Consider the following 26,291-nt stretch of genomic DNA (forward strand, 5'->3'; position numbering starts at 1 on the left):
TACTCATTTTATTGATGGGTGCTTCGGGGATATCCTATGCCCAAAATACTTTTCCCGCTACAGGTAACGTGGGGATAGGTACTACCAGTCCGACCAATAAGTTGGATATCCGAGGTACCATTACCATGGATAACGGTAAAGATGCTGCCATTTTTACAGGAATAGGAAGCTCGGAATTAAACAGGTTTCTGACATTATTGAATTCAGCTGGTTTAAGTTCGGCGTCGGGTCTTAAAGCGGGAGGTATCTTAGTGGCGGGCGACTATACGTATGCAAATCCCGGGAAGAATGATTTGGTGGTGAAGGGGAATGTAGGTATAGGTATTCAGCAGCCAAGATTACCGTTAACGGTTTTTAACGACTATGGCACCGGGAACTCTGGCTACTTGGCAAAATTTGGAGCAAAACGATATTGGACTATCAATGACTGGGAAGGGATACAGCTGGGGTTCAGTCACATTCATTCTATTTATGAGGGGAACAGCTTGTGGGGCCTGCGTATCTCCACCGGTAACTCAGCTGATTCGTTAGGGACAGAGGCTATTCGCATTGCTGGAAATGGAAACATCGGCATTGGCACTACAAATCCGCAGGCCAAACTAGCAGTAAACGGCAATATCCTAGCTAAAGAAATCAAAGTAAAAACAGATATCTCCGTGCCTGATTATGTCTTTGAACCCGATTATAAGATACGATCGCTCTCCGAAATTGAAAATTATGTGAAGGAACATAAGCACCTTCCAGAAGTTCCATCAGCGAAAGAAATAGGTGAAGAGGGATTGGATTTAGCAGAAATGAACCTGCTGCTTTTGAAAAAAGTGGAGGAATTGACTTTGCATTTGATAGAAGAGAGAAAAGGGCGAGAAGAGCTGGCAAGATATTGTAACCAACGTATAATGGTTTTGGAAGAGAAGTTGGGAAATCTATCAGCTGACAAACCGAATTATAAATAAGATCTGAAAAATCAGGTACTTAATTACGCATAAATGAAAACCTATCCCACTGCAAAGATTTTAGCAGTTACCGCAATATGCCTGTTGCTGCTCAAAAAGAACGCGCTGTCGCAAACGGTCACCACATTAGCGCCTGGAGACCTTAAAAGCATTGTTATCAACATGAATGGCAGTAACGACTATACCCGAGGAGTCATTTTGCTACATGAAATGTATAACGGAGTCAATCTTGCCAATAATTATGCCATTGGTACATTGACCGCCCGGAGGGGGACGGCCGCTTCTGTAAATAGAATCGCCGTAGCGGAACTTAATACTTCATCGGCTTATCAAAGTACCGCCGCCGCTTTAACATCACAAACAGATGGAGCTGTTTGGAAATTGAAGACGTGTATATATAGCGGGAAAAAATATTTAGCTGTAGATGTTCCGTATGCTGCACCTCGCTTCGAGAGCTATAAATTCAGTGGATGGACTATTTCTTCAGGCGAAAATATGCTTTATGTGGCCTATGAAACGAATGGCCAGGCCGTAAATCAATCGTTGATATCCAATCTGGCAGATTACGAGGGAACGATGCACTCTACGCAATTCTTAAGAACTAGCAACTTCATGGGTAATGTCGGCATTGGCACTACAAATCCGCAGGCCAAACTAGCAGTAAACGGTAATATCCTCGCTAAAGAAATCAAAGTAAAAACCGATATATCCGTGCCCGATTATGTCTTTGAACCAGACTATAAAATGCAATCACTTGCCGAAATCGAAAATTATGTAAAGGAACACAAACATCTTCCTGAGATTCCATCAGCGAAGGAAATAAAGGAGAAAGGATTGGATTTAGGCGAAATGAACCTTTTACTTCTCAAGAAGGTGGAGGAGCAGACTTTACACCTTATCAAACAACAGAAGAAGATCGATGCGCTGCTTAGCAGGCAAAAAAAGCTGCAGCAGGAAGTGAACACATTAAAAGGCAATTTGATCAAATAGAGTGCGAAATGGGCAGGTCTGCGTTAAAAATGATCGAATGCAATACCAAATAACATCAAAACATAATATATTAAATATGTTAACTAGCTTAATAGATACCAATTTACCGCCGAAAGGTAGAAAAAGGAAAAAGAGAGCATTAAGCCGATGGTCTTTAACGGTTATTCTAACTTGGTTTACGCTGTTACACGCTGTAGCCCAAAGTGTAGTTGATCCGTATAAATCCTTGTTTCCCAATGTTATCGAGCCTGCGCCCACCTCCAAGGCGTTGCAAAAGTTTTTAGGATATCCTGTTTCCCATGCAACTGGTCTGGTCGATATAACCATACCGCTCTATGAATTGAAGTTGAGAAATCTATCAATCCCTATTTCGTTGCGATACCATTCGTCAGGTATAAAAATACAGGATCATCCGGGTATAGTTGGCTATGGCTGGTCATTATTTCCCGGATTCAAAATTTCCAGAACCATTATGGGAAAGCCAGATGATAAATATCCGGTAAAGGGTGGGTTTGATCCTGGTAATTTAACATTTGATCAGCTTCAACAAAGATTGGTAAATCTAGCCCTTCCGGCGTCTTATCTGGATGTGAATACTACCGAAGACGGGCAATATGATATTTTTTCGATCCATTTGCCAAATCTGGATGGCTCTTTCATCGTTCAATACATTAATGGCGTTTTCCAAGCTAAAAGTATACCGGACAATCCGCTAGCTATCAAGCCTATAGTCGTCAATGTGAATTCAGGGACAAGTGCTCTTTTCTCGGGTTTTGAGGTAATGGATGATAAAGGTGTGAAGTATATTTTTGGAAATGAAGCAAACTTTCAAGAATTCTCGGATGCCCGTACTACAAATGTAATAACAGGTTGGATGCTAAAGGAGATCCTTCTACCGAATGGGGAGAAGATATCCATAGAGTATACGACTATACTGGAGTACCCGACAATTACTCCGTCCTATTGTAGTGTTTTGGATAATGGAAAGGTCTATTTCGGAGACCTTACTCAAATACGTACCAAAGTCAATCAAAAAACAGGAGGGGCGGGCTATAATGTTGCATATAACATTTCGCCTTCCGCTGACCCGGCCAGGGAACTGAAAGTGCCATCGGTTATTCGATCAAAAGATCAAACCATAACATTCAACTATACAGATATTGGAAGCAGAAAGCGGCTGTCTTCTATTGCGATACCGGCAACAAACCGAACTGTAACGCTCTCGAACGATGCGTCTAATTTTCTCAGACAGGTTGCTATCAGTGGAGAAGGAGCCTATAATCTAGACTATTATAACCAACCCTCTCAGTTTTCACAAACGTCCATTGATTGGTGGGGATTCTTTAATAATGCCGGGAACGAGAATAATATACCACGCTTTCAATTGCAAATGCGAACGCTTGGAAGTACGAGTTTTACCACGATGGTGGGTGGAGCTTTTCGCGAACCAAGTGCGACAAGTATGGAGGCCAAATCGCTTAAATCTATCACCTATCCCACGGGCGGTATTTTCACCTTAAAATACGAACCTCATAAGTTTATCATAAACGGAACTGAAAAAATCGGCGCCGGTTTACGGGTTACGTCAACAGAATCCTTTGACCCTGTCGCTGGACAAACGATTGTAAAGAGCTACCAATACGAAGACGCACATTATACAGCAGGTAACTATCCAATTGGGAACGATTTTATTAAGGAAACGGAATTATGTTATCGAGAGCCGGACCCGTTTGTTGATCGACTGGATTTTTCGATACGTTCGCGTACGATTAGTACGTTTTCCCCCAATGCGAATATATCGAACAACAGTACACCCGTCTGGTATGGGAAAGTAATAGAGTTCAGCAATGAAGGTAAAACCGAATACCATTACGAGTATTTTCCCGATGCAAACAACAATCGGTTAAGTCTTGTACCAATATCTGAATTTCACGTACTGCGTGTAAATAGACTTGTATATTCAGCTCCACGACTCCTTCGGCAACAGATTTTCAAGCGAGTTGGAAGCGGTTATGAACCTGTAAAATCAATCAATAATATTTATTCTCCCGCACAACCATACGTATCTAATATCCAGGGATACATTGCAGTGCCATTTAAACGTTTTAAGACGATCGATAACGAGCGGAATTCTGATTTTACAGCATCGGGACCTTCCACTACAACGGGTACACTATTAAATGTTTTTGGTTCTCCAATAGCATATAGTGCGTATTATATCACTACTGACAATACCTCGTTGACCGAGACGCTCACCGCAACTTATAGTGCAGCTGATAGTACAGTTGAAAAAATAGTTTATACATACGATGCTGCAAGACCTTACAATCTGGCAGAGAAAACAACATTGACTAGCGATGAGGGAACTTATAAGGAAAGCTATTATTATACCAACAATACGATTCCTAATAGGTCTGCTCTTACTACGGCCCAAAACCAGGTTATAGCACAAATGGATCAAGCGAACTATAAAACGACGGTTATCCAGCAGACTCTCGAAAAGGGAGGAAAACGTGTGTTCAGTAATCTTGTTGGTTACAAAAAATTGTCAGACTTCTTTTTTCTGCCCGAAACACAATACACTCAGCTGGGTAGCAGCACTATAATGGAAGCTAAATTAAACTATTTGCGATACGACAATCTGGGTAATGTTTTAAGTGTTTCAAAGCCGGGAGCACCACATATATCGTATGTGTATGGCTATAACGGGCTGTATCCGATAGCAAAGATCGAGAACCTGGAATACAGTGCGGTAGAAGCGGCTCTAAACGGTAACTCTGCCATAGAAACTTTCCGGAATAAAGTTAATCCAACGGATGCAGAAGTCACGAATTTCTTGTTGCCTTTGCGGTCGACTATATCAACCGGAGGAAGACTTATGAATTCCTACACCTATAGACCACTTTTCGGCATAAGCAGTAACATCGACCCTTCTGGCAGAACTACCTATTACAACTATGACAGCTTTGGGCGCTTGGAAGAGATAAAAGACACCCAGAGCAAGACAACGGATACCTATGAATACCATTACAGGCAATAGAGCTATGAAAGCAGGAAATAAACATACACCATATATTGACCTAAAACGTATCAATTTGGGGGCGATCAAAAAGCTTTTCGTCGGGGCAATTGTAACGCTGACCCTACCATTGTCCGTATCCGCACAATTGGTGCTAAGCACGCCCACAACAGGTGTAAAGACGGACCCTGTAAGCATTACCCTAAGGCCGGGTTTCAGCACGACGAGCTTTCATGCCTATATCACGAGCATATTACCGCCCGTGGCGCTGGGCAGCAGCCCCAGTGCAGACCGGAACTACATCCGGACGCGGACGTATCTGAGCCCCACTGTCTCGGCCACACCGCAGACCAATGAGATCATGGAGGATATCAGCTACTATGACGGGCTGGGGCGGTCAATCCTGACAATCGGCACCAAGGCAAGCCCGAGCTATAAGGATATCGTCAGTGCCCGGAGCTACGATGCCTTCGGGCGGGAGGACCGGAGCTACCTTCCGTATGCCACGGCGGCAACCGGTAACGGCGCCTACCGAGCGGCCGCGGTAACGGAGCAGGCCACTTTCTACAATGCACCGCCGACAGGAGTGGTGACCATCGCCAAACTTACAAGTGGCACCACGCCCTCTTTCGGCAGGCCTGTATACGAGGCCAGTCCGTTGAACCGGGTACTGGAACAGGGCTTTGCGGGCGCTGCCTGGCAACCAGGCACGCGGGGCACCAATACAGGCCGTACCGTGGCAACGGAATATACCACCAACAATACAACAGCGATCAGCGACTTAGCTAATACACGGCTGGCCAAACTGTATACGGTAACCTATGATGCTGCCGGCAGGCCGAAGCTGAACCTTTCGGGCAATTACGGAGCGAACCAGCTGTATGTAACGGTAACGAAGGATGAAAACTGGGCAGGCGGCAGCGGTAGCTTTGCCTCACGTCTGAATACCACGGAAGAATATACGGATAAACAGGGAAGGGTGGTACTAAAACGGACTTTCAATACCTACAAGAGCGGTACCACGGATGTGAACGAGATCCTGAGCACCTATTACGTGTACGACGATTACGGTAACCTGTGTTTTGTGCTGACGCCTGGAGTGAATGCCGATACCGCACGGCCGACAGAGCAACAACTGAAAGATCTGTGCTATATGTACCAGTACGACGGCCGTAACCGGATGAAACGGAAGCATTTACCCGGAAGGAGCCGCTGGGAAAGCTTTAATTACAATATGATGGACCAGCTGATCCTGCACGAAACGGCGAAGGATTCGGCGGAAACCTATAACGGCCATGCCGGAAGGAATCACCATTTCTACAAATACGACGGGCTGGGCAGGTTGATCATGACCGGTATGGAATGGGGGCGGACGGGCACACAGGAAGAGATCGAGGGTTATATCAAAGAACCCGGCAGGGCGAATACACAGTGGGAGACACGGACCGACGGGAGCAGCAGTCTGCACGGTTATACCAATGTAAGTATTCCTACCGCCTCGGCGAATTTCGATGTGCTGGAGGTGAACTACTACGACTATTACGGCAGTATACCGGGCTTTCCGTCCAACCTGGACAAACGCTCGCAGTACTCGGCAAAGACCCAGGGGCTATTGGTAGCAAAAAAGACCAAAGTGATGGGCTCGAACAACGTTTACCTCTGGACGGTGTACTACTATGACGAGCGGGGCGACAATGTACGCACCTTGAGCCAGCACTATAAGGGTGGGGCCTATAACCTGAACAATTATGACGATATCATCAACGAATATACCTTTACGCACAAGCTGAAGAAGAGCACCCGCAACCATTATGCAGGAACTACCACGGTTGCGGTAACGGTGACCACGGAATATACCTATGATCACCGCGACCGCCTGATCGATACCTGGAAGACGGTAACGGGCGGGGCCAAAACACTGGTTGCCCGTAACGAGTACAATGAGGTGGGGCAGCTGCGGGCAAAACAGCTGCACAGTGAGGACCAGGGCGGTACCTTCGGGCAGCGGATAGGTTATGCCTATAATGAGCGGGGCTGGCTGCGCTATGCCAATTCGGAGCTGATGCAGCTGCAGTTGCAGTACAATACCGGCACAGCGAAATACTATAACGGCAACATTGCCTACCAGACTTTCTCGCGGAAGCATACGGACGGAACTACCGCCAGCGGTACCTACAGTTATACCTATGATGCAGTAAACCGGCTGCGTGAAGGGATCATGGCAGGCGGAAAGGGGCGGGAGGGGATCGCCTATGACAAACTGGGCAACATCACGGCGCTGAACCGCAGGGCGAGTGATGGACTGACTGCCGATAGTCTTGCCTACAGTTACAGTGGTGGAAGACTCACCTCGGTGAATGACCGGAGCACCAATATCGGGGCTGCCTATATGCTGGCGGGGACAACGGCCTATACCTACGATGCCAACGGCAACATGAGCACGCGGGTGAACTCGGCCAATACAGCGAACAACATTACGGCAACCGTTTACAATTACCTGGATCTGCCGCAGACGGTTACGGCAAACGGTACAGCGGTAAGTTTTATTTACGATGGCAGCGGTAAAAAGTTGCGGAGCGTGAACGCGGTGAACGGGCAGACGCGGGATTACATTGACGGGATCGAGTATAGCGGCACGGCACTGGAGCTGATCCATATGGAAGAGGGGCGGATACTGAAGGGAACCAGCGGCTACACCTACGAATATATACTGAAGGATCATCTGGGCAATAGCCGCTCGGGCTTCAGGGGAACCAACGCCGTGGCGACCACGGCCAACTTCGGTTCGGACTATTATCCTTTCGGACTGGCATACCAATCAAAGATTGCACAGCCAAGTCCGAAAAATAACTATCTTTACAACGGGAAGGAATGGCAGGATAAGTTAAAGACCCTTGATTACGGGGCAAGGTTCTACGATCCGGTGATAGGGAGATGGGGAAGCGTGGATCCTTTGGCGGAGCAGGGAAGAAGATGGTCGCCTTATGCGTATGCGTTTAATAATCCGATAAGGTTTGTTGATCCAGATGGTATGTGGCCGGATGATCCTCGGGGTAACGGAATGACTATCGTTGAAAACGTTTACTGGGATATGCGGGACAGGGCTTCGTCTGCTGTACTTACTCTAGGTACCTATGTTGCCAATCTTCAGAACGGTGTAACCCCGATACTGGGCATAGATTATACTTATACTGATGCTGGAAGACAGGGGAGCGTTGTTGTCCGTGATGGTAACAAACACGTAGAGGCGGGTGTAGCGGCATTAGATGTTGTGGCGTCATTGCCTGGAGGAGGGCCTGCAGGTTTACTTTCAAAGGCCGCTGGCAGTAAATCTGCTGTTAGTGGCGTTGTTCAAGAGGCGTTGAAAGTCAACAAGAACTCCAATGCGGCAGAGGGCGTGTTTGTGTTGTATGGAGTAAAATCGGATAATAAACTGTTGAAAGTAGGAAAGGCAGATGCTGAAAGGACAACTGCTTTAGGAGACCCGGTAAGAATGAAGGCGAGTGAAAGAGCTGCTCAAAAAGCTGGTTATCCCGATGCTAAAGCCGAAGTCATAGAATCTTTGGGGAAAACCACCACAGGAGCGGCCAAAGAGGCCGAAGCAACTCGTGTAAGAGCGGAGAGAGCCAACGGAAATGATCTGCCTTTAAATAGAGAAAGAGATAAGCGTTATCATAATCAATAAAAGTATGCAAATGAAAGTTCGACATGTTTCTTATGTCCTTGATTTTATGGATAAGGACTTTGATACAGATAGCATAAGTGACGCCTTAACAAAGGAATTTAGTGGAGTCTTTGAAAGCATAAAGAACAGCAAATCGCAAATGTGGGAAATCCAGTTTAGAGCGACGTATACAAATGGAAAAATGCTATTGATCTCTAAAAACAAATTTGGAAACTATACTTCTGATAAAATAAAAGAGATTACCATTCCTATACCAATTCCAGTAGATGAAACGGTGTCTTGGGGAGTTAAACCCCAGCAGCATACCTTGAAAGTAGATCATTATGATAAGCTTTTGAATAACTTTTGGGAGTTGGATGTTGATTATACTAAGTTCTTTAATCGTACCGACTATATAATGGATTGTATGCGGAGGGCAATAAACCTCTGCTTTGAAAAAAGTTATACCGTAAACGGTGTTAAGCTGAATAAGAAGGAATGAAAAAGAGTCCGGTCATTGCGCCGGACTTTTTACTTTAATATAGCCTGTAGTTTCCTCTTGGCGAGGAACCAGATAAGATAAAAATAGAGCCTAAGGAAGTAATAAATCTAACAAAAGGCGTGGAAAGAGATTTCTTTTTGAAGGATGTTGTCAGTCAAAGTGGCTTTAAAAAAATAATGTTTGCTTCTTATAGAGATACGATTGACAATGACTTTTTTTCGTATCTTAAGAATTTTGTTAGGAAAAATGAAAGTAAATATTCTTTAACTATTAGGTATGCATTACCTGAAGAAAAATATGCAATAAAAGAGAAGAGACAATAGAAACCGAAGCGATATGATTATAGAGCTGCGGATATAGCCAATGTTTCTATTGACTTTGTCCAAAAAGTCGGTGCTGATCTAGCTAAAAAGAAAAAATAAAGATTTAAAACAGACATTTAAAGCCGTTTCTTTTTAGGAACGGTTTTTTATAATATGATCGCTCTTTCCCGCTGAACAACTTATTTATCAGTTTTTCTTAGTTTTTCAAGTTCCTCTTTAAGGATTTTGTTCTTCCAACACTAAACCGTAAGGAAAACTGACCCTTTGTTACAATTCATTATTTGCCAGAACAATGTAATTGGGCTTTGTTTAACTTTTCTTGTCACTTTTAAACAATCAAACTACCAATAATTAAAATAAATTTTTCACTCATCTTTATGATGGGCGTGTACATGGCGTCCTATGCACAAAATACTTTCCCTACTACCGGTAATGTGGGAATAGGTACAACTGCACCATACGGAAAATTACAAGTGATCAATACAGAGGAGGATTCCAATGGCAAAGCTCTTGTAATTGGTCAAGTCACATCTGCTACATCTTCTAATTTGAGGCTTGGATATAACTCAACTTATACATGGATACAATCGCACGGACAAAAACCATTATACATTAATGAGCTTGGGAACAATCTTATTTTAAATAAGACCACTGGTAATGTTGGTATTGGAACTACCAATCCTACAGAAAAACTAGCTGTTAATGGGGTTATCCGTGCAAAAGAGATCAAGGTAGAATCAGGTTGGGCGGATTATGTTTTCGATGAAAGCTATGAACTCAAAAGTTTGGGAGAAGTTGAAGCCTTTATCAAAAACAATAGACATTTACCTGGGCTACCAAGTGAAAGGAAGGTGAAGGAAGAGGGTGTTGAATTGGGTGAAATGAATCGGCTATTATTGGAAAAAGTGGAGGAGCTCACCTTGCATTTAATTGAAGAACAAAAAGCACGACTGACCATGGAAAAGGAAGTTTCTGATCTGAAGAAGGAAATCGGCAGTATGAAAGCAATAAAAGAAGTGATGAATCAATAATTATCAAAGATGAAAAAAGTACTATTTACACTGTTTACTCTTTGCTTACTACTGGATCAGGCTTGGGGTCAAACAACTTCAACCGTATCCTCCGGTGGAACAGGCTGGAAGAGAATCGCGTCCTCCCAAGGGAGTGCCGGGCGTGGTTTTGGTAAGGTGACGCTGTATACAGCGGGAGGCACTTTTACACCTTCGGCCTTGACCATCGATTGGTTCCATGATTGGAACGTAAGTGGCGGTATAACGCTCCATTCGGATAGTAAGAATTTTCCCTATTGGTCGGCGGCGCGCCTCACCGACGACGGGACGAATTCTTATATAGAGGTAAACTTTACCACCAGCGTTACCGGATTGATTTTAGTATCCGATAGCTACGGGTGGCGCCCCGCTACCCTTTACACGGGTACTCTGCCCGATGGTGGCGGTACGGTGAGGGCGGCGGCCAATGTCGGGAGGCTGAACATAGAAAATAATTTTTTAGTACATCAAAACGGACGGGTGGGTATTGGCACAGCTAGCCCGCAAGCAAAGTTGGCGGTCAACGGCAATATCCTCGCCAAAGAAATCAAGGTAAAAACAGACATATCCGTTCCTGATTATGTGTTTGAACCTGATTACAACCTGCAGTCACTTACCGAAATCGAAGATTTTGTGAAAGAGCATAAACATTTACCCGAAGTTCCATCGGCGAAAGAAATCAATGACAAAGGTTTGGATTTAGCGGAGATGAATCTGCTGTTACTGAAGAAAGTGGAGGAGTTGACTTTGCATTTAATCGATAAAAATAGGGTGATCGATCAACAGCAAAATATACTTACAGACGTGCTGGCGAGGCTAAAGCGGTTAGAAAATAAATAACACATTAAGAACTACATGATATATTAAAGGTTTGGGTAGAGATGAAACACATGAAACAAAAACAATACTTCTTATTTAGTTTACTGATGCTTCTGTGGCTTGGTACATTAGGGCAGACTGAGCCAAAATATATCGGCATCAAAACGCCGGAAAGCTATGCTTTTGGCAAAAATATCGAAACACCGGTTTCCCACTATTCCGGTCGACCGTCCATTTCAATTCCCATTTACGAGATCCAGGTCGGCAACGAGATCATCCCTATCAGCGTCAGCTATAATGCCGGCGGTATCAGAGTCAATGAACGAGCAACAATTGTGGGGCTGGGATGGAATCTCGATCTAGGCGGTCAGATATCGAGAAAAAGGCGGGGAGGTGCAGATGAGAGAGGATTCTACACGAGTAATTCTGTTGCGAATTTCAAGAATTTAAAGAACCATGTTGCTGATCCATACCTCACAGACCGGGCGAGCTACGTATGGAACGCGAAATATAACCTCAACAATGTAGATTATATGCCTGATGAATTTTATTTCTCAGCCTTAGGTTATTCGGGTAGATATATGTTCAGTCAGAAAGCCAACAAATTTGTTTTATTTCCGAAGGAAGATATTGATATCATACGGAATACAGGCGGTTGGGAGTTTCGGCTGCCCAACGGGAATCGCGCAATATTCACGGCTAACGGTGCCATGTCGGAGACTATTACAGGGATGACAGAGCCCGGCTCCAATTCATGGAATATCAATCACCTTGTCACGCCGAAAAACGATAGTGTTACCTTTAATTATGAGTCTTTCAGCTATTTCCTAACGGAGATAGGCCGAGAAGTCAGAATGGTTAACCTCGGTTCAAGTTACGATCTTAGTTATAGTGAAAATAGGTTTTCAGATAAAAGGATTGAAAGTATTAAATTTCCGTCGGGACGGATGATCTTTACCTATATAGCTCGGGAAGACCTGCCCACTAAAGCATTAGATAAAATTAGGATAACAAATAATAAAGGCGAATTAATTAAGGAAGTTGCTTTTCATTATAGTTATTTTCAATCTCCTAATCACTACACCACAGCGAATGTAGCTTTTACAACCTATGCCGTTAAACGGCTGAAATTGGATTCTGTTTCCGTAAAATCATCGATTGCGGCAGATCCACCTGAAAAATATCGTTTTACTTATTATGAGGAGACGAGTATGCCCTCTCGTTTTGCATACAGCAGCGATTATTGGGGTTTTCATAATGGAATCAATAACCCTTCGCTTGTTCCAAACATTGAACCGGACTTGTTTGTTGGCGGCAATAAAAAGGTAGTGCCGGAGCGAGCCAAAGTTTTTTCCTTAAGAACGATGCAATTTCCTGAAGGGGTAACTCGCGAATTTATCTATGAAGGTCACACTGCACTATCGAATAATATTCCAGCGGAAATGCTTTTAACCTATCAGGATGATAATTTCGTTGAAAAGAGCGAGCAGATTTATTTCAGCGGTTATGACAGAACCTATTTTGTGCCGGGGCCGGACTCAGTTTCGTCTTTGTATGAAAAAATTTGGAAGAAAACTTTCGATGTGCCGCAAAACGCGTTTCCCTATCTTGGAAAAGGCTTGCAGATAACTACGGATTTTGGACAAAGTCAGCTGGATCGAATGCTTACTTGTCAGGCTTGCCGTGCAGATTTTGCACTGTATCGTGTAAACGGAGGCCAAAGAACGCTTATCGCATCATTCAGCGCTGTTGATTGTAATAGTAATACACGCGTAGGCTCATATTCAAAAGCTGTAAGTATGTATCCCGGTAAATATCAAATGGAGGTGAAAATTCTCTATAGAACAAGCAGCACGGATCATATCAATCAAAGACATAGTACCGATTTTGTGGTTAAATGGAGAGAGTTAAACTTTATCGAGCAATATGTTAACGTGGGTGGTCTTCGCATAAAGGAAATAAAGGATTATGATAAAAACGTACTGATCAAACACAAAAAATATACTTATGAAAACGGGAGAGTGATAAGTTTTCCTGTGCATCGCAAGCTTCTTGTCGATATAAAAAATCTCAATGGGGCTTACGGAAGTGGTTATTATTCCAATTCCATTATACCATTGGAAACGACCGCAGGTGCTTATACGGGATATGAATATGTTACAGAAGAACAGCTAGGTATAGGTACGACTCAAACTTTGAAAACGAAGTATAGATTTTCCTATAAGGATCCCTTGTTCAGTGAGTTTTACGGTAACCGCTCGATGGCGATGTTGGAGCCCAAAGAATGGGAAAGAGGTAATCTGTTACGTAAGGAAGTATACCGAGGTAATGCTATCATTTATGCTGAAGATAATGAGTATTATTTCTATTCCCCTCATTTGGCAGGAAACAGCTATGAAGAAACAGTAGAAGAAATCAATACGGATTTTATAAGTTTTGCGAATCTTTCAGGCTTCAATTCCCAAATTGCCCCTATTGATTTTCGGGATCCCGTAGGTCTTGATTATACCGGATTTTACTATGGTCTTGATGATTATTTTGTACAGGGTATAAATCCTCCTAATGGTGCGCCGGGAACAAGTGCGGGCTATCCTGTAAGACTTCCCTATTTCGAACGTTATACCGGTTTCGGAAAATTGAAGTCAAGTACGGTTACACGGTATGACGGTGGGACAAGCTCGACGACTACTACGACCTATTATGATAATACAAGTAAACACTATCAGCCGACTCGCGTTGCTGTAACAAAAAGCGACGGAAGTATAGAGGTAATGGCACGTATATATCCCGAAGACTATGCCAGCGGTACGACCTTCATCGATAATATGAAGCGAACAGGCAGGCACCTCATGGCCTACCCAGTAGAGCAGGTAAGATACCGGGAGGTGGGTACGGCGAGGACCATCCTTTCGGGCACAATTACTAAATACCTGACGGGAGGTAAAGGATTGGTGGACCAGGTGCTGGAGCTTGAAACGGCCAGTCCCATCACCCAATCTACGTTCAAGTTCAGCAACACATTCGCAGGGCAGCTGCCCATTGGGACGGGGACGGGGCCTTTCGCACCTGATCCAAGCTATGCCGTTAGATTGACTTATGGTAATACATATGACGCTTTCGGCAATCCGCAACAGGTACTGCCGGCAGCAGGCATCCCTGTAACCTACATTTGGAGTTATAAAGGGCAATACCCGGTAGCTGAGATCCGTAATGCAACATTTACCCAAGTGCAGACTGCATTTGGAGGAAGTGCTGCATTAACATCCTTTATAGCTTCCGATCCTACAGATGCGGTAGTGAAAAGTAAGCTCGATCCGCTCAGAGCGGCGCTACCCAATGCCGTGGTCAGCTGGTATACCTACAAACCATTGGTTGGCATGACCAGCGCAACGGACCCATCGGGCAGGACCACCTATTACAATTACGACGGCTTTGGAAGGTTGAAGGAAACAAAGGATACCCAGAGCAAAACGACCGGTACCTATGAATACCATTACAGATAAAAAAGAGAATAAAATTATGATCAGGTTCTTTATAAAAAGAAAAGCAATATCGCCCGATAAGATTATCGGAAGTGAAAATTCTTCAGGCCATATCCATCAATGCAGGAGGTTTCTGGTTATAGCATTCGCGCTGGTCTGTTCCTTCAGGGTTTCGGCACAGACCAACAGATTCCCGTCGGACGGCAATACCGGTATCGGTACGTTCAATCCCACGGCCAAACTGCACATCGTGGAAGGGAACAACACCTTCAGGTTCAACAGGGGGGCGCTCAATGTAACACCCAATATATCCATCGGAACCTCGGGAGGTAAATCGCTTGCAGTGCTCTCGGGCCTGAACGGGACAGCCTCTGTTTTTGACAATACGGGCACGTTCATGATCGCCGGCGATACCAAGGCCAATATCGATGGCGGCGGCAGCTCGGGAGGCACCCCCTATTTAACGGTCACGGGAGGCGGGTACGTGGGTATCGGCACGGTGAACCCGCAGGAGCTGCTGACGGTGAACGGGATCATAAAGTCGAGGGAAGTAAAGGTGGAGAGCGGGGTATGGCCCGATTACGTGTTCGCGGCGGGCTATAAAATGCCCGGTCTGGCTGAAGTGGAAAAATACATAAGGGAGCATGGGCACCTGCCGGGAATCCCGGGGAAGGAAGAGGTGGCAAGAGAGGGGGTCGGCCTGGCCGAAATGAACCGGAAACTGCTGGAGAAGGTGGAGGAGATTACCCTGCTGCTGATCGAAAACGAGAAGATAAGGGAAAGCCAGGCGAGGGAAATGAAGGAGCAGGCGGCACGGATAGACCGGCTGGAAGACCTGTTAACGACCGGTAAACGAAGATAAGACTTTAGCTATATGAGATCGATCTACAAACTATACGCCGCTTCACTGCTGTTATCATTTACAGCTGTAAAGAGCCGGGCCCAGCTGGTACTGAGCAGCCCGAATACGACGGGGACCTATACGAACGGGGTGAGTATCACGCTCCGGCCGGGCTTCACGAGTCAGGCACCATTCCATGCCTATATAACGAGTATATTACCGCCCGTGGCGCTGGGCAGCAGCCCCAGCGCGGACCGGAACTACATCCGGACGCGGACGTACCTAAGCCCCGCTGTCTCGGCCACACCGCAGACCAATGAGATTATGGAGGATATCAGTTACTATGATGGGCTCGGTCGGCCTGTTCTGACAATCGGCACTAAGGCAAGCCCGAGCTATAAGGATATCATCAGCGCGCAGAGCTACGATGCCTTCGGGCGGGAGGACCGGAGCTACCTTCCGTATTCAAGCGGCTCGACGGCGAGCGGGAGCTATAAGGCCTCGGCGGTCACGGACCAGGCCGCCTTCTATAATACACCGCCGGCAGGGGTGGTGGCCATCGCCAGACCGGCAAGCGGTGTTACCCCTTCGTTCAGCCGCCCGGTATACGAGGCGAGCCCGCTGAACCGGGTGCTGGAACAGGCCTTTCCGGGCGCTACGTGGCAGCCCGCCGCAACACGGGGCACCACTTCAGGGCGTACCGTGGTAACGGAATATACCACCAATAACACGACGGGCATTACCGACCTGGTCAATACCCGGCTGGCCAGGCTGTACACGGTCACCTATGCAGCGGGTATACCCAAGCTGAACCTTGCGGGGAACTACGCAGCGAACCAGCTCTACGTAACGGTGAGGAAGGACGAGAACTGGACCGGGGGCAGCGGCTTTGCCCACTTTGGTTCCGGGATCGCATCCCAACGATACCCGTCTTTTAAATCGCTTTTGCAACATGTCACAATATTACGATTTTTATTAGCATAAACAGGGTTAAGAATGTTCTTTCGGCCTTGCTATGTTATAATTTATTTAAGTTTTCTTAACATTGCAAAAAAAACACCATTGAGCACGAGGGGAAAAAAAATAATAAGTGTAAGTATTAAAATTACCGTACTCTTACTGACGATATGGTTCATACATAGGAAATTAAGTGACAATAAAAACCTATATGAGTTTAAACGCTTAATCGGACGGTTGGATACAGAGTTACTAAGCTTAACCATTTTTTCGCTTTTCACTTTAATGCTTATAAACTGGTGTTTAGAATGCATTAAATGGCAATACCTTTGTCGTCCCATTCAAAAAATTTCCTTCGTAAAAGCGTTTGAATCGGTTTTTTGCGGGTTAAGCTGGGCTATTTTTACGCCTAATAGGATAGGCGAATATGGTGGACGGGTATTGTTTTTAAACCCTCGTAAACGCATGTTCGGTGTACTGGCTATGGCCGTCGGAGCTTTCGCTCAGTTAGTCATTACCAACATGATGGGAGCCATTGCGTTGGTATGGTTTATTGGCAACTACAAGTACCCTTCGTTTTGGTTATATCTCGCACTCTGCTTGTTGGCCCTAGGCTTTATTCTCCTCATGTTGCTTTTATACTTTAGAATCAAATGGCTTAATCGTTTCATCCGGAGGATCAAATGGCTCACTAAAGTGCAACGCTTCTTTTTCCTATTAGAACGATATGATACAAAACAGTTATGGTATGTTTTTTCCATGTCGTTATTCCGATATGCCGTGTTTACGTCTCAATATATGTTGGTAATGCACATACTTATCCCTTCGATACCCACAGGGCCAATGGTTTTGATGGTTTTTTTATTGTTTTTTATTCAATCTGCAATGCCTTCATTAGATTTGTTGGATGTGGGTGTAAGAAGCTTAACGGCGGGATATCTTTTTGCTTTTATAACAACGCAAGAGTTGGCGGTTATGGCCTCTGCGGCATCCATTTGGTTTATTAATCTGATTATTCCGGCCATCATAGGTTCGGTATTTGTTTTTAAAATTAATTTCTTTGGCAATTCAAATCATTAGTGGGATCACTACGATACTGTGTTTATATTACGGATATATGGTGTTTACGCTCCGAAGAGGGTGGAAGCAGCTGCCGGATCATGTAGCTAAGAACACGCACACTTTTAAAACATCGGTCAGCGTGCTCATCGCAGCTCGCAATGAAGAAGGTAATATTGCAAAAACAATAGAGTGCATCTTGAAGCAACATTATCCGAGTGAGTTAATGGAATTGATTATTATAAATGATCATTCGACGGATAGAACAGCTGAAATTATTGCATCGTACAGTGATCGGGGGGTTAAATTGATTGAGTTGAATGAGCATGAAAAACTAAATTCGTATAAAAAGAAAGCCATCAGTGAGGGAATTGCTAGTGCAAAGGGTGAGTTAATGGTCGCAACGGATGCCGATTGTGTTATGGGCCCAAATTGGTTACGCACCATTGTGAGCCTGTATGAAGAGAAGAACTATAAGTTAATTTCTTCTCCCGTTGTTTATCACCAAGAGAAGAGTTACTTCGAGAAATTACAGACCTTAGAATTTTTATACCTTATAGGTTTGGGTGCTGCTTCTATTGGCCTGCGTAGGCCATCAACATGCAATGGTGCCAATCTCGCCTATCGGCGAGACGTATTTTATGAATTAGGTGGATTTAACGGAATTGACGATTTAGCAAGTGGAGATGATGAGCTTTTTCTGCATAAAGTGGCGCAGAAGTATCCCCTCGGTATCGGGTTTTGTAAGTCGGAGGAGGCTATTGTCTATACAGAAGCTAAAGAAAACCTGAAAGAATTTATCCGGCAACGGAAGCGCTGGGCCTCTAAAAGCACTAAATACAAGAATAAAAACATCGTGCTATTAGGAATAGCAATTTGGATATTCAATCTGGCGGTTTTACTGAATGCCTTACTGGGCGTTTTTTTTCCTCCCATGCTTTTAGGGTTCGGCATCATTCTGTTGGCTAAAATTGGGATAGAGCTTTTATTTTTAATGCCGATTACAAAATTTGCTTCCCGAAGTGCCCTGCTGATCAATTTGCCTTTACTCAGCGTTATGCATCTTTTTTACATCGTTTACATTGGGATCGCCGGTAATACCGGTAAGTATTATTGGAAGGGAAGAAAGGTGAGATAATGGTGATGAGTATTTTATACTAGGGAACCACTTTCTCCCGAATCGCTTCTTCTGCCGCTTTTACTACGTCTTCTGCTGTGCGTCCTTCCGAAGAGATAGGAGCAAGCACTTCCCAGCTCATCGCTGTGAAAGCACGAAGCGGAAAAGAACCATATTGAACCATTTTCCAAGAGTTGTTAATGACTACGGGTACAATGATTGCATGAGGTACTTTTTTTAGAATGGTGGCGATGCCGCCAACCGCAAAGGGTTTCATAACGCCTGTTTTGGATCGTGTCCCTTCCGGAAAAATAACCGTTGACCAGTTTTTATCTTTCATGTTCTTCGCCAACTTCAATATTTCCGCGATCGACTGCTTTGGGTCACTTCGATCAATATTGGCTGCACCACCATATTTAAGATTGAACGATATACTTGGAATACCGCTTGCCAGCTCAATTTTAGACACGAATTTGGCATGATGCTTTCTTAGGAAGTAAATCAACGGCGGGATATCATACATGCTTTGATGATTTGCAATGAAAATGATGGGTTGAGCAACAGGTAGTTGTTGATTATTGATAAAATGTACGCTATTTCCTAAAAGATAATAGCTGCTTGTAAGAAACCAATTAAGGATATCGACAGACCTTTTGTGCGCTTCATACCCGCCTAGTTTGAGACAGATCCACTGAATAGGGTGGAAGATCACAAGAATAAGGCCGAAGTAAAGGTAATGGAATGGTGTCAGGATATATCCAAAAAATTTGTTCATATGTAAATAATCTGTTTTTGTGTAACCTATAAGACATGATATTTCATGTATTAAAGGTTCTACCCTTGCATTTTCAACCAGGTCTTTTGCAATGCCAGCAAAAATAAATATTTTTATAAAGCTATTGAATAAAAAAAGCCCGGCGTATGCCGGGCTCAAACAACATTTCAAATCCTTTAGAAGCCAAAAGCCTTCCTTACCGGTTCAATATAGTCCAGTTTTTCCCAAGTAAAAAGTTCTACCTCCACGGTCTTTACTTCACCCATCGAGTTTTCGAAGGTTTTATTAACAATAACGGATTCGCGTCCCATATGGCCGTAAGCAGCGGTCTCAGAATAAATAGGATTTCGCAATTTTAGTCTGGTTTCAATTCCATAAGGCGTTAAATCAAAAAGCTCAGCTATTTTTTCTGCAATCTGTCCATCGGTTAAAGCCACATTGCTTTTGCCATAGGTATTTACATAAATACCCATTGGGTGCTTTACGCCGATAGCATATGAAAGCTGAACGAGTATCTCGTCTGCAATGCCCGCAGCTACCAGATTCTTCGCAATATGTCGGGCAGCATAAGCTGCTGAACGATCCACTTTTGAGGGGTCTTTACCTGAAAATGCGCCACCACCGTGTCCACCTTTACCCCCATAAGTGTCTACGATAATTTTCCTGCCGGTTAATCCTGTGTCTCCATGCGGGCCGCCGATTACAAATTTACCCGTGGGATTAATGTGGTACGTAATGTGTTCATCAAATAATTGCTGAAGCTCAGGTTTGAGCTGCGCTTTCACTCTAGGAATTAAAATATGGATGATATCATGTTTAATCTTGTCGAGCATGGCGCCCTCTTCATCAAAATCGTCATGTTGGGTAGAGATGACAATGGTATCAATACGCAATGGGGTATGGTCATCGTTATAAGCAATGGTCACTTGTGCTTTCGCGTCCGGACGTAAATAGGTGATGTCTTTATTTTCCCTTCGAAGGGCGGCTAACGCCAGAAGAAGTTTGTGCGAAAGATCCAAGGCCAATGGCATCAGGTTCTCCGTTTCTTTGTTGGCGTAGCCGAACATAATGCCTTGATCGCCTGCTCCCTGATCTTGCCTTTCTTTACGGTCGACTCCCTGGTTGATATCAGCCGATTGCTCGTGGATGGCAGACAAAATTCCGCATGAATTGGCCTCGAACATATAGGCTGATTTGGTATAACCAATTTTTTCAATAACCGATCGGTGATCTTTTGAACATCTAAATAGGTGTTCGATTTAACTTCTCCCGCTAGGACGACTTGTCCGGTAGTTACTAATGTTTCAATAGCTACGCGCGCATCGGGATCCCAGGCAAGGAAATTATCAATAAGTGCATCTGAAATTTGATCAGCTATTTTATCAGGATGTCCTTCGGAAACGGATTCTGAAGTGAATAAGTATGGCATAAATTATTGTTTCAAAGATTTTTACCTAATATTATCTATTTTGTAAAATGCTTGATAAGTATGAAGTGTCAATTTGAAAGGCAATCATTAGCACTTTTTTACTGTGGTTGCAATCCCGCCATTTGATTGGCACGCAAATCATTCCACATTTTACCGTGCAAAAGTACAATTCATTTTGCTAATATAAAAGGAACGAGCAGAGAAGTATTTTTCGGGGTAATAATTGATGAGTATTTACACCTCAATTATACGTACAGGTGTGATGCATTCGTAACCCTGGCTTAAAAAAGGAGTGCCATAATACTTTCGTTGCTGTAGGTATTAAATTCAAGTGGGTTTAGTACATTTGTAAATGAATAGGCGCGACTGTTAAATGACAAAAAAACGAATCCAATTTCTAATCAATCCAATATCCGGAGGGAAGAGCAAGAAGGGCTTTGAAAGGCTAGCGAGAAAATACCTCAACGACGATCTGTTCGAAGCGAGTTTTAAGATTACGGAAAGGGCTCAACATGCGTCAGAGTTAACGAAAATAGCGATACAGGAGCAAGTAGATTTAGTGGTAGCAGTGGGAGGAGATGGTACGATCAACGAGATCGCGAAGGAACTATTGAATACCCCTACGCCTTTAGCAATTGTGCCCGAAGGCTCCGGAAATGGTCTAGCGCGTTATTTGGGAATTTCTTCTGATGTATCGCAAGCCATCGCAAAAATCAATAAAGGCCATATCATTACGATCGATAGCGGTCTGGTTAACGGAAAAGCTTTTTTTAATGTTGCAGGGATGGGTTTTGATGCCCTTATCAGCGATCGCTTTGCGGAAAATATGACCCGTGGCCCCGTAGGCTATTTAAAAATCGTGCTTAAGGAAATCAGTCGATATAAGCCCCAGGAATATACGATTTGTATAGATGGCAATGAAATACAACGGGAAGCATTTATGATCAGTATAGCTAATTCCCCGCAATATGGAAATAATGCTTACATTGCTCCCGGTGCGTCTGTTGACGACGGCCTACTTGACGTTTGTATCATTAAGCAGTTTCCATTAATTCAGTTTCCCGTAATGATCTACCATTTGTTTAGCCGAACTGCCCATCAATCGGATTACGTGGAAATTATTAAAGGAAAACAGATCACCATTGAACGCCCACAAAGGGGGCCGGTGCATTTAGATGGGGAACCGTTTACGCTCGACAAAAAATTGTCAATAGAAGTTTTGCCCTCTTCATTAAATGTTGTATGTTAGTAAAAGGCTTTAAATACCTTTATAATGGCTAAGCAGAAAAAACAACAGTTTGACGGTATTGTCTATTCCACTGATCAGAATTATAGCTATCGGGAAGAGGAATCTTTTGAAACAGACACCTTGCCTGCGGCGAAGCAACAATTGCGTGTTCAACTGGATAAAAAACAACGGGCGGGAAAAGCGGTAACGCTTATTACGGGTTTTGTGGGAAAGGAAGAAGATTTATCCGCTTTAGGGAAACAATTAAAACAGCGATGTGGAGTTGGGGGCGCCACCAAAGAAGGACAAATTATGATTCAAGGCGATTTTAGGAAAAAGATCGTCGAGATCCTAACCACCGAAGGGTATAAAGTTAAATTGATAGGAGGCTAGACCAAATAAGCTTTTGGAAATAAATTTGCCTAAAAGCACAATATTACCTTACTGCCAACGTTTACAATTGCATCTGAAAACACTTAAACGCTATTTAAATTTTACATTTGAGTTAAGGCGAGAAAAAAGAGGGGGCATAGTGTTCTTTTTACACTTAGTTTAGGCAGTTGGAAGAGAATAAATTAACAGGATTTGGGATGGTGTGATAATGACACATTCAAATGCACAATATTAACGAATAGATGCCGGAATCGACGTTTTTTTTATGTCATTTATTTGCAATTACAAAAAAAATAGTTTTTATTGTAAAATATTGTCTTCGAAAATGAGGGCAGTGACACAATAGAGCTCTTTTTTGGCGTTGATGCCGCTGTTGCACGTTAGAAGGAGAGATATTTAAAAGTTAATATTGCATAAATTTGTTTTTAAATCTAAAATTATAAATTTGCTTTTGCCTTTTTGACGACTGGAAAAAACGGCAAAATGTTTTGTACAATTAAAAATTAATCCATAAAAACTAAAAACTAAAAAATCAAGAAAATGGCAAACGCACCAAAACCAACCCCGGCTAAAAAAGAGAGCAGCTCAAAAGGTTCTAACGTATTTGCAAGTCTGGCAATTATTATCTGCCTTGTCATAGGCGCATTGGTATGGAAATTCGTGATGGGGGATCCTTCACACTTCCAAGGAGGAGATCCGGAGAATGGCGAACCGATGCCAGGAGACTATTTTGCAATGGTTTACAAAGCGGGTTACATCGTACCGGTACTATTAGGTTTATTATTAATGGTAATTGTTTTCTCGTTTGAGCGTTTCTTCGTAATCAGCAGAGCTGCTGGAAAAGGAAATGTAGACACTTTTGTTTCTAAAGTGCAAGGATTCCTTTCTGCAGGAAACATTGATGCAGCCATCGCCGAATGTGATAAACAACAAGGATCTGTAGCTAATGTAATCAAATCCGGTCTTTACAAATACAAAGAAGCTTCTGTAGATACAACTTTGGATACTGAACATTCTGTATTGGCAATTCAAAAAGAGATTGAAGAAGCAACTGCATTGGAAATGCCAATGTTAGAGAAAAACCTAACCGTTATCGCCACCTTAGTATCTATCGGTACATTAACCGGTCTATTAGGAACAGTAACGGGTATGATCAAGGCGTTTGCGGCTTTGGCTACCGGTGGTGCTCCTGACCAAGCGCAGCTGGCAAACGGTATCTCTGAGGCGCTTATCAATACAGCAACCGGTATCTTTACTTCTACCATCGCTGTAATCATGTACAATGTATTTACTTCTAAAATAGATAAATTGACCTATTCTATTGACGAGGCTGGCTTCTCGATCGTTCAAACTTACGCGTCTAAGCATAAATAAAAAAAGGTGAAAAAATTCCATAGTTTTTATGGAAAGGCTGTGGAATTTGCATCACTATATTAGAAACTAGTTTTTATTTACTTATAAACGTAAAGAGATGCCAAAGATTAAAGTAAAAAGAGCGAGCACAACCATTGATATGACGGCGATGTGTGACGTGTCATTCCTGCTGCTTACGTTCTTTATTCTTACCGCAACTGCTCGCCAGCCAGAGCCTTTGCCGGTAGATACCCCTGCATCCACGGTACAGATTAAGGTTCCGGATGCAAATTTGGGTACAATTACCGTAGGAGGAGATGGTAAGGTGTTTTTCGGTGTTGCCGGTCCGAACATAAGAATGCGTATGCTGGAAAGAATGTCGGAAAAATATAGCGTCGGTTTCTCGCAAAAGGAAAAAGAAAGATTTTCTTTGATGGAAGGTTTCGGCGTTCCTTTCAAAAATCTAAAGCAGATTATTGCAATGGATAACGCAGAGCGAAACAGAGCTGGCCTTCAGCCAGGTATCCCCACGGATTCTGTAGGGAATAGCCCTTCTGAGTTACATGAATGGATTATAGCTGCCCGTTACGCTACAAAAGAAACTAATAATGCGGAAATGCGCGTGGCTATCAAAGGAGACGCTAAAGAACAATACCCTGCTATTAAGAAGGTGATAGATATTCTCCAGGGACAGAAGATCAATAAGTTTAGTTTAGTTACTAACCTTAGAACGGAGGATTACGGTAAATAATCATTAAAAATATTAAGAAATGGCAGAATTAAATACCGGTGGTAAACAGACCCCCCGGGTGGATTTAACACCCATGGTTGACTTGGCGTTCCTTCTGATTACCTTCTTCATGTTAACGACCAGTTTGGCTAAGCCGCACGCAATGGACGTGGCTATGCCGGATAAGGACAAGGAAAACAAAGATGATAATCTGGAAGTGGCTGATAATAGATCAATGACCATCTTATTGGGTGCAAAGGACAAAATCGAATACTATATGGGACAATTGGAAAAACCACTGGATGGCCCGACAGTAGTAGATTATGGTAAGAACGGAATCAGACCCGTCCTGCTCAAGAAGATGAAAGATGTGCAAGCCGCAACGGGTAAACCACTCATTGTTATTATCAGACCAAGCGACAATTCGAACTACCGTAACTTAGTAGATATACTGGATGAGATGAAAATCGTTAATGCACAACAATACATGATTGGCGATATTAGTACTCCGGAGGTTGAATTGCTTAAACGTGAGGGAATTTATTAACAAAGGGTTATCCCAAAAAATGAAATAAGAATGTCTAAATTAGATATATTTAAACCGCAATGGCTTGATGTAGTCTTCGCAGGACGCAATAAAGCGTATGGCGCTTATGACTTGCGCACCATTTCGCCTAAATATACTTCACGAGCATTACTCATAGGTATAATATTGTTCGTAGGCTTGGTAACATCGCCTATGATCATCAAGGCGATTCGGGGTGAACAGGATGAAGCACCAGAAGAAGTAATTGAAACAGAAGTGGTTCTATCAGAACCACCTCCGGTGAACGAGGAAGCACCGCCTCCACCGCCACCGGTTGAACCTCCGCCTCCACGTGTGGATCAAGTACGGATGCCTCCTCCTAAGGTGGTACCGGCAGAGCAGGTGCGTGACGAGGAACCGCCAACCGTTGAACAGCTGAAAAAGGCTGATCCGGGACCTAAAACAATCGCTGGGGACCCTACGGCTGATATACGTATCGATATGCCGGTAGGTGAAGGACCAAAAGATGCTCAGGTAACGGAAGAAGGTTCCGGTATTATGGACTTCAATGCGGTGGAAGTACAGCCATCATTTCCAGGAGGTTTACCTGCTTTCTATAAATGGGTTGGTGCAAACTATAGATACCCACAGATGGCAAAGGAACAAGGCGTAAGTGGTTCTATCCATGTGTCTTTCGTGGTTGAACGAGATGGATCTTTGACCGATATCAAAGTATTGCGTGACTTGAAATATGGTACTGGCGAAGAAGCGGTGAGATTGTTGAAATCTTCACCTAAATGGAAACCTGGTATTCAGAACGGACGCCCGGTACGGGTATCTTACTCCTTACCTATTAAATTGAACCTTCAAGGAATGTAATTCATGCTTGAACGTACCAATAAAAGTAGTGATAGACAGAAATCGCCCGCAAAGCGATTTCTGTCCATTTTAGGACTTTGCATGTTCGGATTCTATTTCGTGCTTGGTTTGGTTATCATTTTCTGGAAGGATTTCCCACTGAGCTTGGATAGAACCTACCGTGTTTTGTTCGGTTTATTGCTTATCGTTTACTCTTTTTTAAG

The 26,291-nt window shown here is 43.6% G+C and carries 19 protein-coding genes and 3 pseudogenes; 19 read left to right on the plus strand and 3 right to left on the minus strand.

Translation table 11 applies throughout. The features are described 5' to 3' along the window. The 4 genes and pseudogenes from QT327_RS21685 to QT327_RS28555 all read left to right on the plus strand — a co-directional run. Positions 1-953 (plus strand): annotated as a pseudogene (locus tag QT327_RS21685) (hypothetical protein); the annotation flags it as partial. Positions 954-986: 33 nt separating this feature from the next. After that, complete coding sequence (locus QT327_RS21690; protein ID WP_289554038.1) at positions 987-1,943, plus strand: hypothetical protein; 957 nt, start codon at positions 987-989, stop codon at positions 1,941-1,943. Between the two features lie 76 nt (positions 1,944-2,019). Further along, positions 2,020-4,983 (plus strand): hypothetical protein, encoded by a 2,964-nt coding sequence (locus QT327_RS21695; RefSeq protein WP_165446888.1) that lies wholly within the window; start codon positions 2,020-2,022, stop codon positions 4,981-4,983. A 4-nt stretch (positions 4,984-4,987) separates the two neighbouring features. Continuing rightward, positions 4,988-5,683, plus strand: a pseudogene (locus tag QT327_RS28555) (DUF6443 domain-containing protein); the annotation flags it as partial. Between the two features lie 264 nt (positions 5,684-5,947). Here QT327_RS28555 and QT327_RS21700 read toward each other — a convergent pair. Further along, positions 5,948-6,157, minus strand: a complete 210-nt coding sequence (locus QT327_RS21700; protein ID WP_168204532.1) for a hypothetical protein — start codon at positions 6,155-6,157, stop codon at positions 5,948-5,950. A 162-nt stretch (positions 6,158-6,319) separates the two neighbouring features. Between QT327_RS21700 and QT327_RS21705 the strand changes: the two genes are divergently transcribed. From QT327_RS21705 to QT327_RS21745, 9 genes are all read left to right on the plus strand, one after another. Beyond that, positions 6,320-8,647, plus strand: a complete 2,328-nt coding sequence (locus tag QT327_RS21705; protein WP_289554039.1) for an RHS repeat domain-containing protein — start codon at positions 6,320-6,322, stop codon at positions 8,645-8,647. A gap of 10 nt (positions 8,648-8,657) precedes the next feature. Continuing rightward, positions 8,658-9,128 carry an Imm9 family immunity protein gene (gene imm9 / locus QT327_RS21710; protein ID WP_168204535.1) on the plus strand — a complete coding sequence of 157 codons (471 nt, stop codon included), beginning with the start codon at positions 8,658-8,660 and terminating at the stop codon, positions 9,126-9,128. Positions 9,129-9,828: 700 nt separating this feature from the next. After that, a complete protein-coding gene (locus tag QT327_RS21715; RefSeq protein ID WP_289554040.1) occupies positions 9,829-10,482 on the plus strand; it encodes a hypothetical protein in 654 nt (217 codons plus the stop codon). Between the two features lie 9 nt (positions 10,483-10,491). Beyond that, positions 10,492-11,340: a hypothetical protein gene (locus tag QT327_RS21720; RefSeq protein WP_289554041.1), complete on the plus strand. Its 849-nt coding sequence runs from the start codon at positions 10,492-10,494 to the stop codon at positions 11,338-11,340. Between the two features lie 50 nt (positions 11,341-11,390). Further along, positions 11,391-14,822, plus strand: coding sequence for an RHS repeat domain-containing protein (locus tag QT327_RS21725; protein ID WP_168204536.1), 3,432 nt, complete (start codon positions 11,391-11,393; stop codon positions 14,820-14,822). Next, entirely contained in the window at positions 14,803-15,663 is an 861-nt protein-coding gene (locus tag QT327_RS21730; protein WP_149105259.1) for a hypothetical protein, read from the plus strand. Before QT327_RS21725 ends, QT327_RS21730 begins: the two co-directional genes overlap by 20 nt. Positions 15,664-15,675: 12 nt before the next feature. Then, entirely contained in the window at positions 15,676-16,626 is a 951-nt protein-coding gene (locus tag QT327_RS21735) for a DUF6443 domain-containing protein (RefSeq protein ID WP_502910540.1), read from the plus strand. Between the two features lie 78 nt (positions 16,627-16,704). Then, positions 16,705-17,679: a lysylphosphatidylglycerol synthase domain-containing protein gene (locus QT327_RS21740; RefSeq protein WP_242627106.1), complete on the plus strand. Its 975-nt coding sequence runs from the start codon at positions 16,705-16,707 to the stop codon at positions 17,677-17,679. Positions 17,680-17,716: 37 nt separating this feature from the next. Continuing rightward, a complete protein-coding gene (locus tag QT327_RS21745) occupies positions 17,717-18,796 on the plus strand; it encodes a glycosyltransferase family 2 protein (RefSeq protein WP_013664864.1) in 1,080 nt (359 codons plus the stop codon). Positions 18,797-18,815: 19 nt separating this feature from the next. Here the strand turns inward: QT327_RS21745 and QT327_RS21750 are convergent, their stop codons facing one another. Both QT327_RS21750 and metK read right to left on the minus strand, forming a co-directional pair. Continuing rightward, the gene (locus QT327_RS21750; RefSeq protein ID WP_041388039.1) at positions 18,816-19,550 is read right to left on the minus strand and encodes a lysophospholipid acyltransferase family protein; all 735 of its coding nucleotides are present in this window, start codon (positions 19,548-19,550) and stop codon (positions 18,816-18,818) included. A gap of 176 nt (positions 19,551-19,726) precedes the next feature. After that, positions 19,727-20,979: pseudogene (gene metK, locus QT327_RS21755) on the minus strand (methionine adenosyltransferase). A 373-nt stretch (positions 20,980-21,352) separates the two neighbouring features. On the opposite strand from metK, the gene QT327_RS21760 reads away from it, so the two are divergent. The 6 genes from QT327_RS21760 to QT327_RS21785 all read left to right on the plus strand — a co-directional run bounded on the left by QT327_RS21760 (position 21,353) and on the right by QT327_RS21785 (position 26,088). Continuing rightward, positions 21,353-22,228 (plus strand): diacylglycerol/lipid kinase family protein, encoded by an 876-nt coding sequence (locus tag QT327_RS21760; RefSeq protein WP_130854482.1) that lies wholly within the window; start codon positions 21,353-21,355, stop codon positions 22,226-22,228. Between the two features lie 24 nt (positions 22,229-22,252). Further along, a complete protein-coding gene (locus tag QT327_RS21765) occupies positions 22,253-22,600 on the plus strand; it encodes a translation initiation factor (RefSeq protein ID WP_013664868.1) in 348 nt (115 codons plus the stop codon). Positions 22,601-23,140: 540 nt separating this feature from the next. After that, on the plus strand, positions 23,141-23,974 hold the full coding sequence (locus QT327_RS21770; RefSeq protein ID WP_013664869.1) for a MotA/TolQ/ExbB proton channel family protein: 834 nt from the start codon (positions 23,141-23,143) through the stop codon (positions 23,972-23,974). 97 nt (positions 23,975-24,071) lie between these two features. Beyond that, complete coding sequence (locus QT327_RS21775) at positions 24,072-24,704, plus strand: ExbD/TolR family protein (RefSeq protein WP_013664870.1); 633 nt, start codon at positions 24,072-24,074, stop codon at positions 24,702-24,704. Between the two features lie 19 nt (positions 24,705-24,723). Continuing rightward, positions 24,724-25,230 (plus strand): ExbD/TolR family protein, encoded by a 507-nt coding sequence (locus QT327_RS21780; RefSeq protein ID WP_013664871.1) that lies wholly within the window; start codon positions 24,724-24,726, stop codon positions 25,228-25,230. Positions 25,231-25,260: 30 nt separating this feature from the next. Next, positions 25,261-26,088, plus strand: coding sequence for an energy transducer TonB (locus tag QT327_RS21785; protein WP_013664872.1), 828 nt, complete (start codon positions 25,261-25,263; stop codon positions 26,086-26,088). The last annotated feature ends 203 nt before the right edge of the window (positions 26,089-26,291 follow it).

The organism is Olivibacter sp. 47 (assembly GCF_030372825.1).
Lineage (GTDB): Bacteria > Bacteroidota > Bacteroidia > Sphingobacteriales > Sphingobacteriaceae > Olivibacter > Olivibacter oleidegradans.

Coding starts and splice junctions, on each gene's coding strand:
- QT327_RS21690 (WP_289554038.1), top strand. CDS start 987: ATGAAAACCTATCCCACTGCAAAGATTTTAGCAGTTACCGCAATATGC.
- QT327_RS21695 (WP_165446888.1), top strand. CDS start 2,020: ATGTTAACTAGCTTAATAGATACCAATTTACCGCCGAAAGGTAGAAAA.
- QT327_RS21700 (WP_168204532.1), bottom strand. CDS start 6,157: ATGCTTCCGTTTCATCCGGTTACGGCCGTCGTACTGGTACATATAGCA.
- QT327_RS21705 (WP_289554039.1), top strand. CDS start 6,320: ATGGAATGGGGGCGGACGGGCACACAGGAAGAGATCGAGGGTTATATC.
- imm9 (WP_168204535.1), top strand. CDS start 8,658: ATGAAAGTTCGACATGTTTCTTATGTCCTTGATTTTATGGATAAGGAC.
- QT327_RS21715 (WP_289554040.1), top strand. CDS start 9,829: ATGATGGGCGTGTACATGGCGTCCTATGCACAAAATACTTTCCCTACT.
- QT327_RS21720 (WP_289554041.1), top strand. CDS start 10,492: ATGAAAAAAGTACTATTTACACTGTTTACTCTTTGCTTACTACTGGAT.
- QT327_RS21725 (WP_168204536.1), top strand. CDS start 11,391: ATGAAACAAAAACAATACTTCTTATTTAGTTTACTGATGCTTCTGTGG.
- QT327_RS21730 (WP_149105259.1), top strand. CDS start 14,803: ATGAATACCATTACAGATAAAAAAGAGAATAAAATTATGATCAGGTTC.
- QT327_RS21735 (WP_502910540.1), top strand. CDS start 15,676: ATGAGATCGATCTACAAACTATACGCCGCTTCACTGCTGTTATCATTT.
- QT327_RS21745 (WP_013664864.1), top strand. CDS start 17,717: ATGGTGTTTACGCTCCGAAGAGGGTGGAAGCAGCTGCCGGATCATGTA.
- QT327_RS21750 (WP_041388039.1), bottom strand. CDS start 19,550: ATGAACAAATTTTTTGGATATATCCTGACACCATTCCATTACCTTTAC.
- QT327_RS21760 (WP_130854482.1), top strand. CDS start 21,353: ATGACAAAAAAACGAATCCAATTTCTAATCAATCCAATATCCGGAGGG.
- QT327_RS21765 (WP_013664868.1), top strand. CDS start 22,253: ATGGCTAAGCAGAAAAAACAACAGTTTGACGGTATTGTCTATTCCACT.
- QT327_RS21770 (WP_013664869.1), top strand. CDS start 23,141: ATGGCAAACGCACCAAAACCAACCCCGGCTAAAAAAGAGAGCAGCTCA.
- QT327_RS21775 (WP_013664870.1), top strand. CDS start 24,072: ATGCCAAAGATTAAAGTAAAAAGAGCGAGCACAACCATTGATATGACG.
- QT327_RS21780 (WP_013664871.1), top strand. CDS start 24,724: ATGGCAGAATTAAATACCGGTGGTAAACAGACCCCCCGGGTGGATTTA.
- QT327_RS21785 (WP_013664872.1), top strand. CDS start 25,261: ATGTCTAAATTAGATATATTTAAACCGCAATGGCTTGATGTAGTCTTC.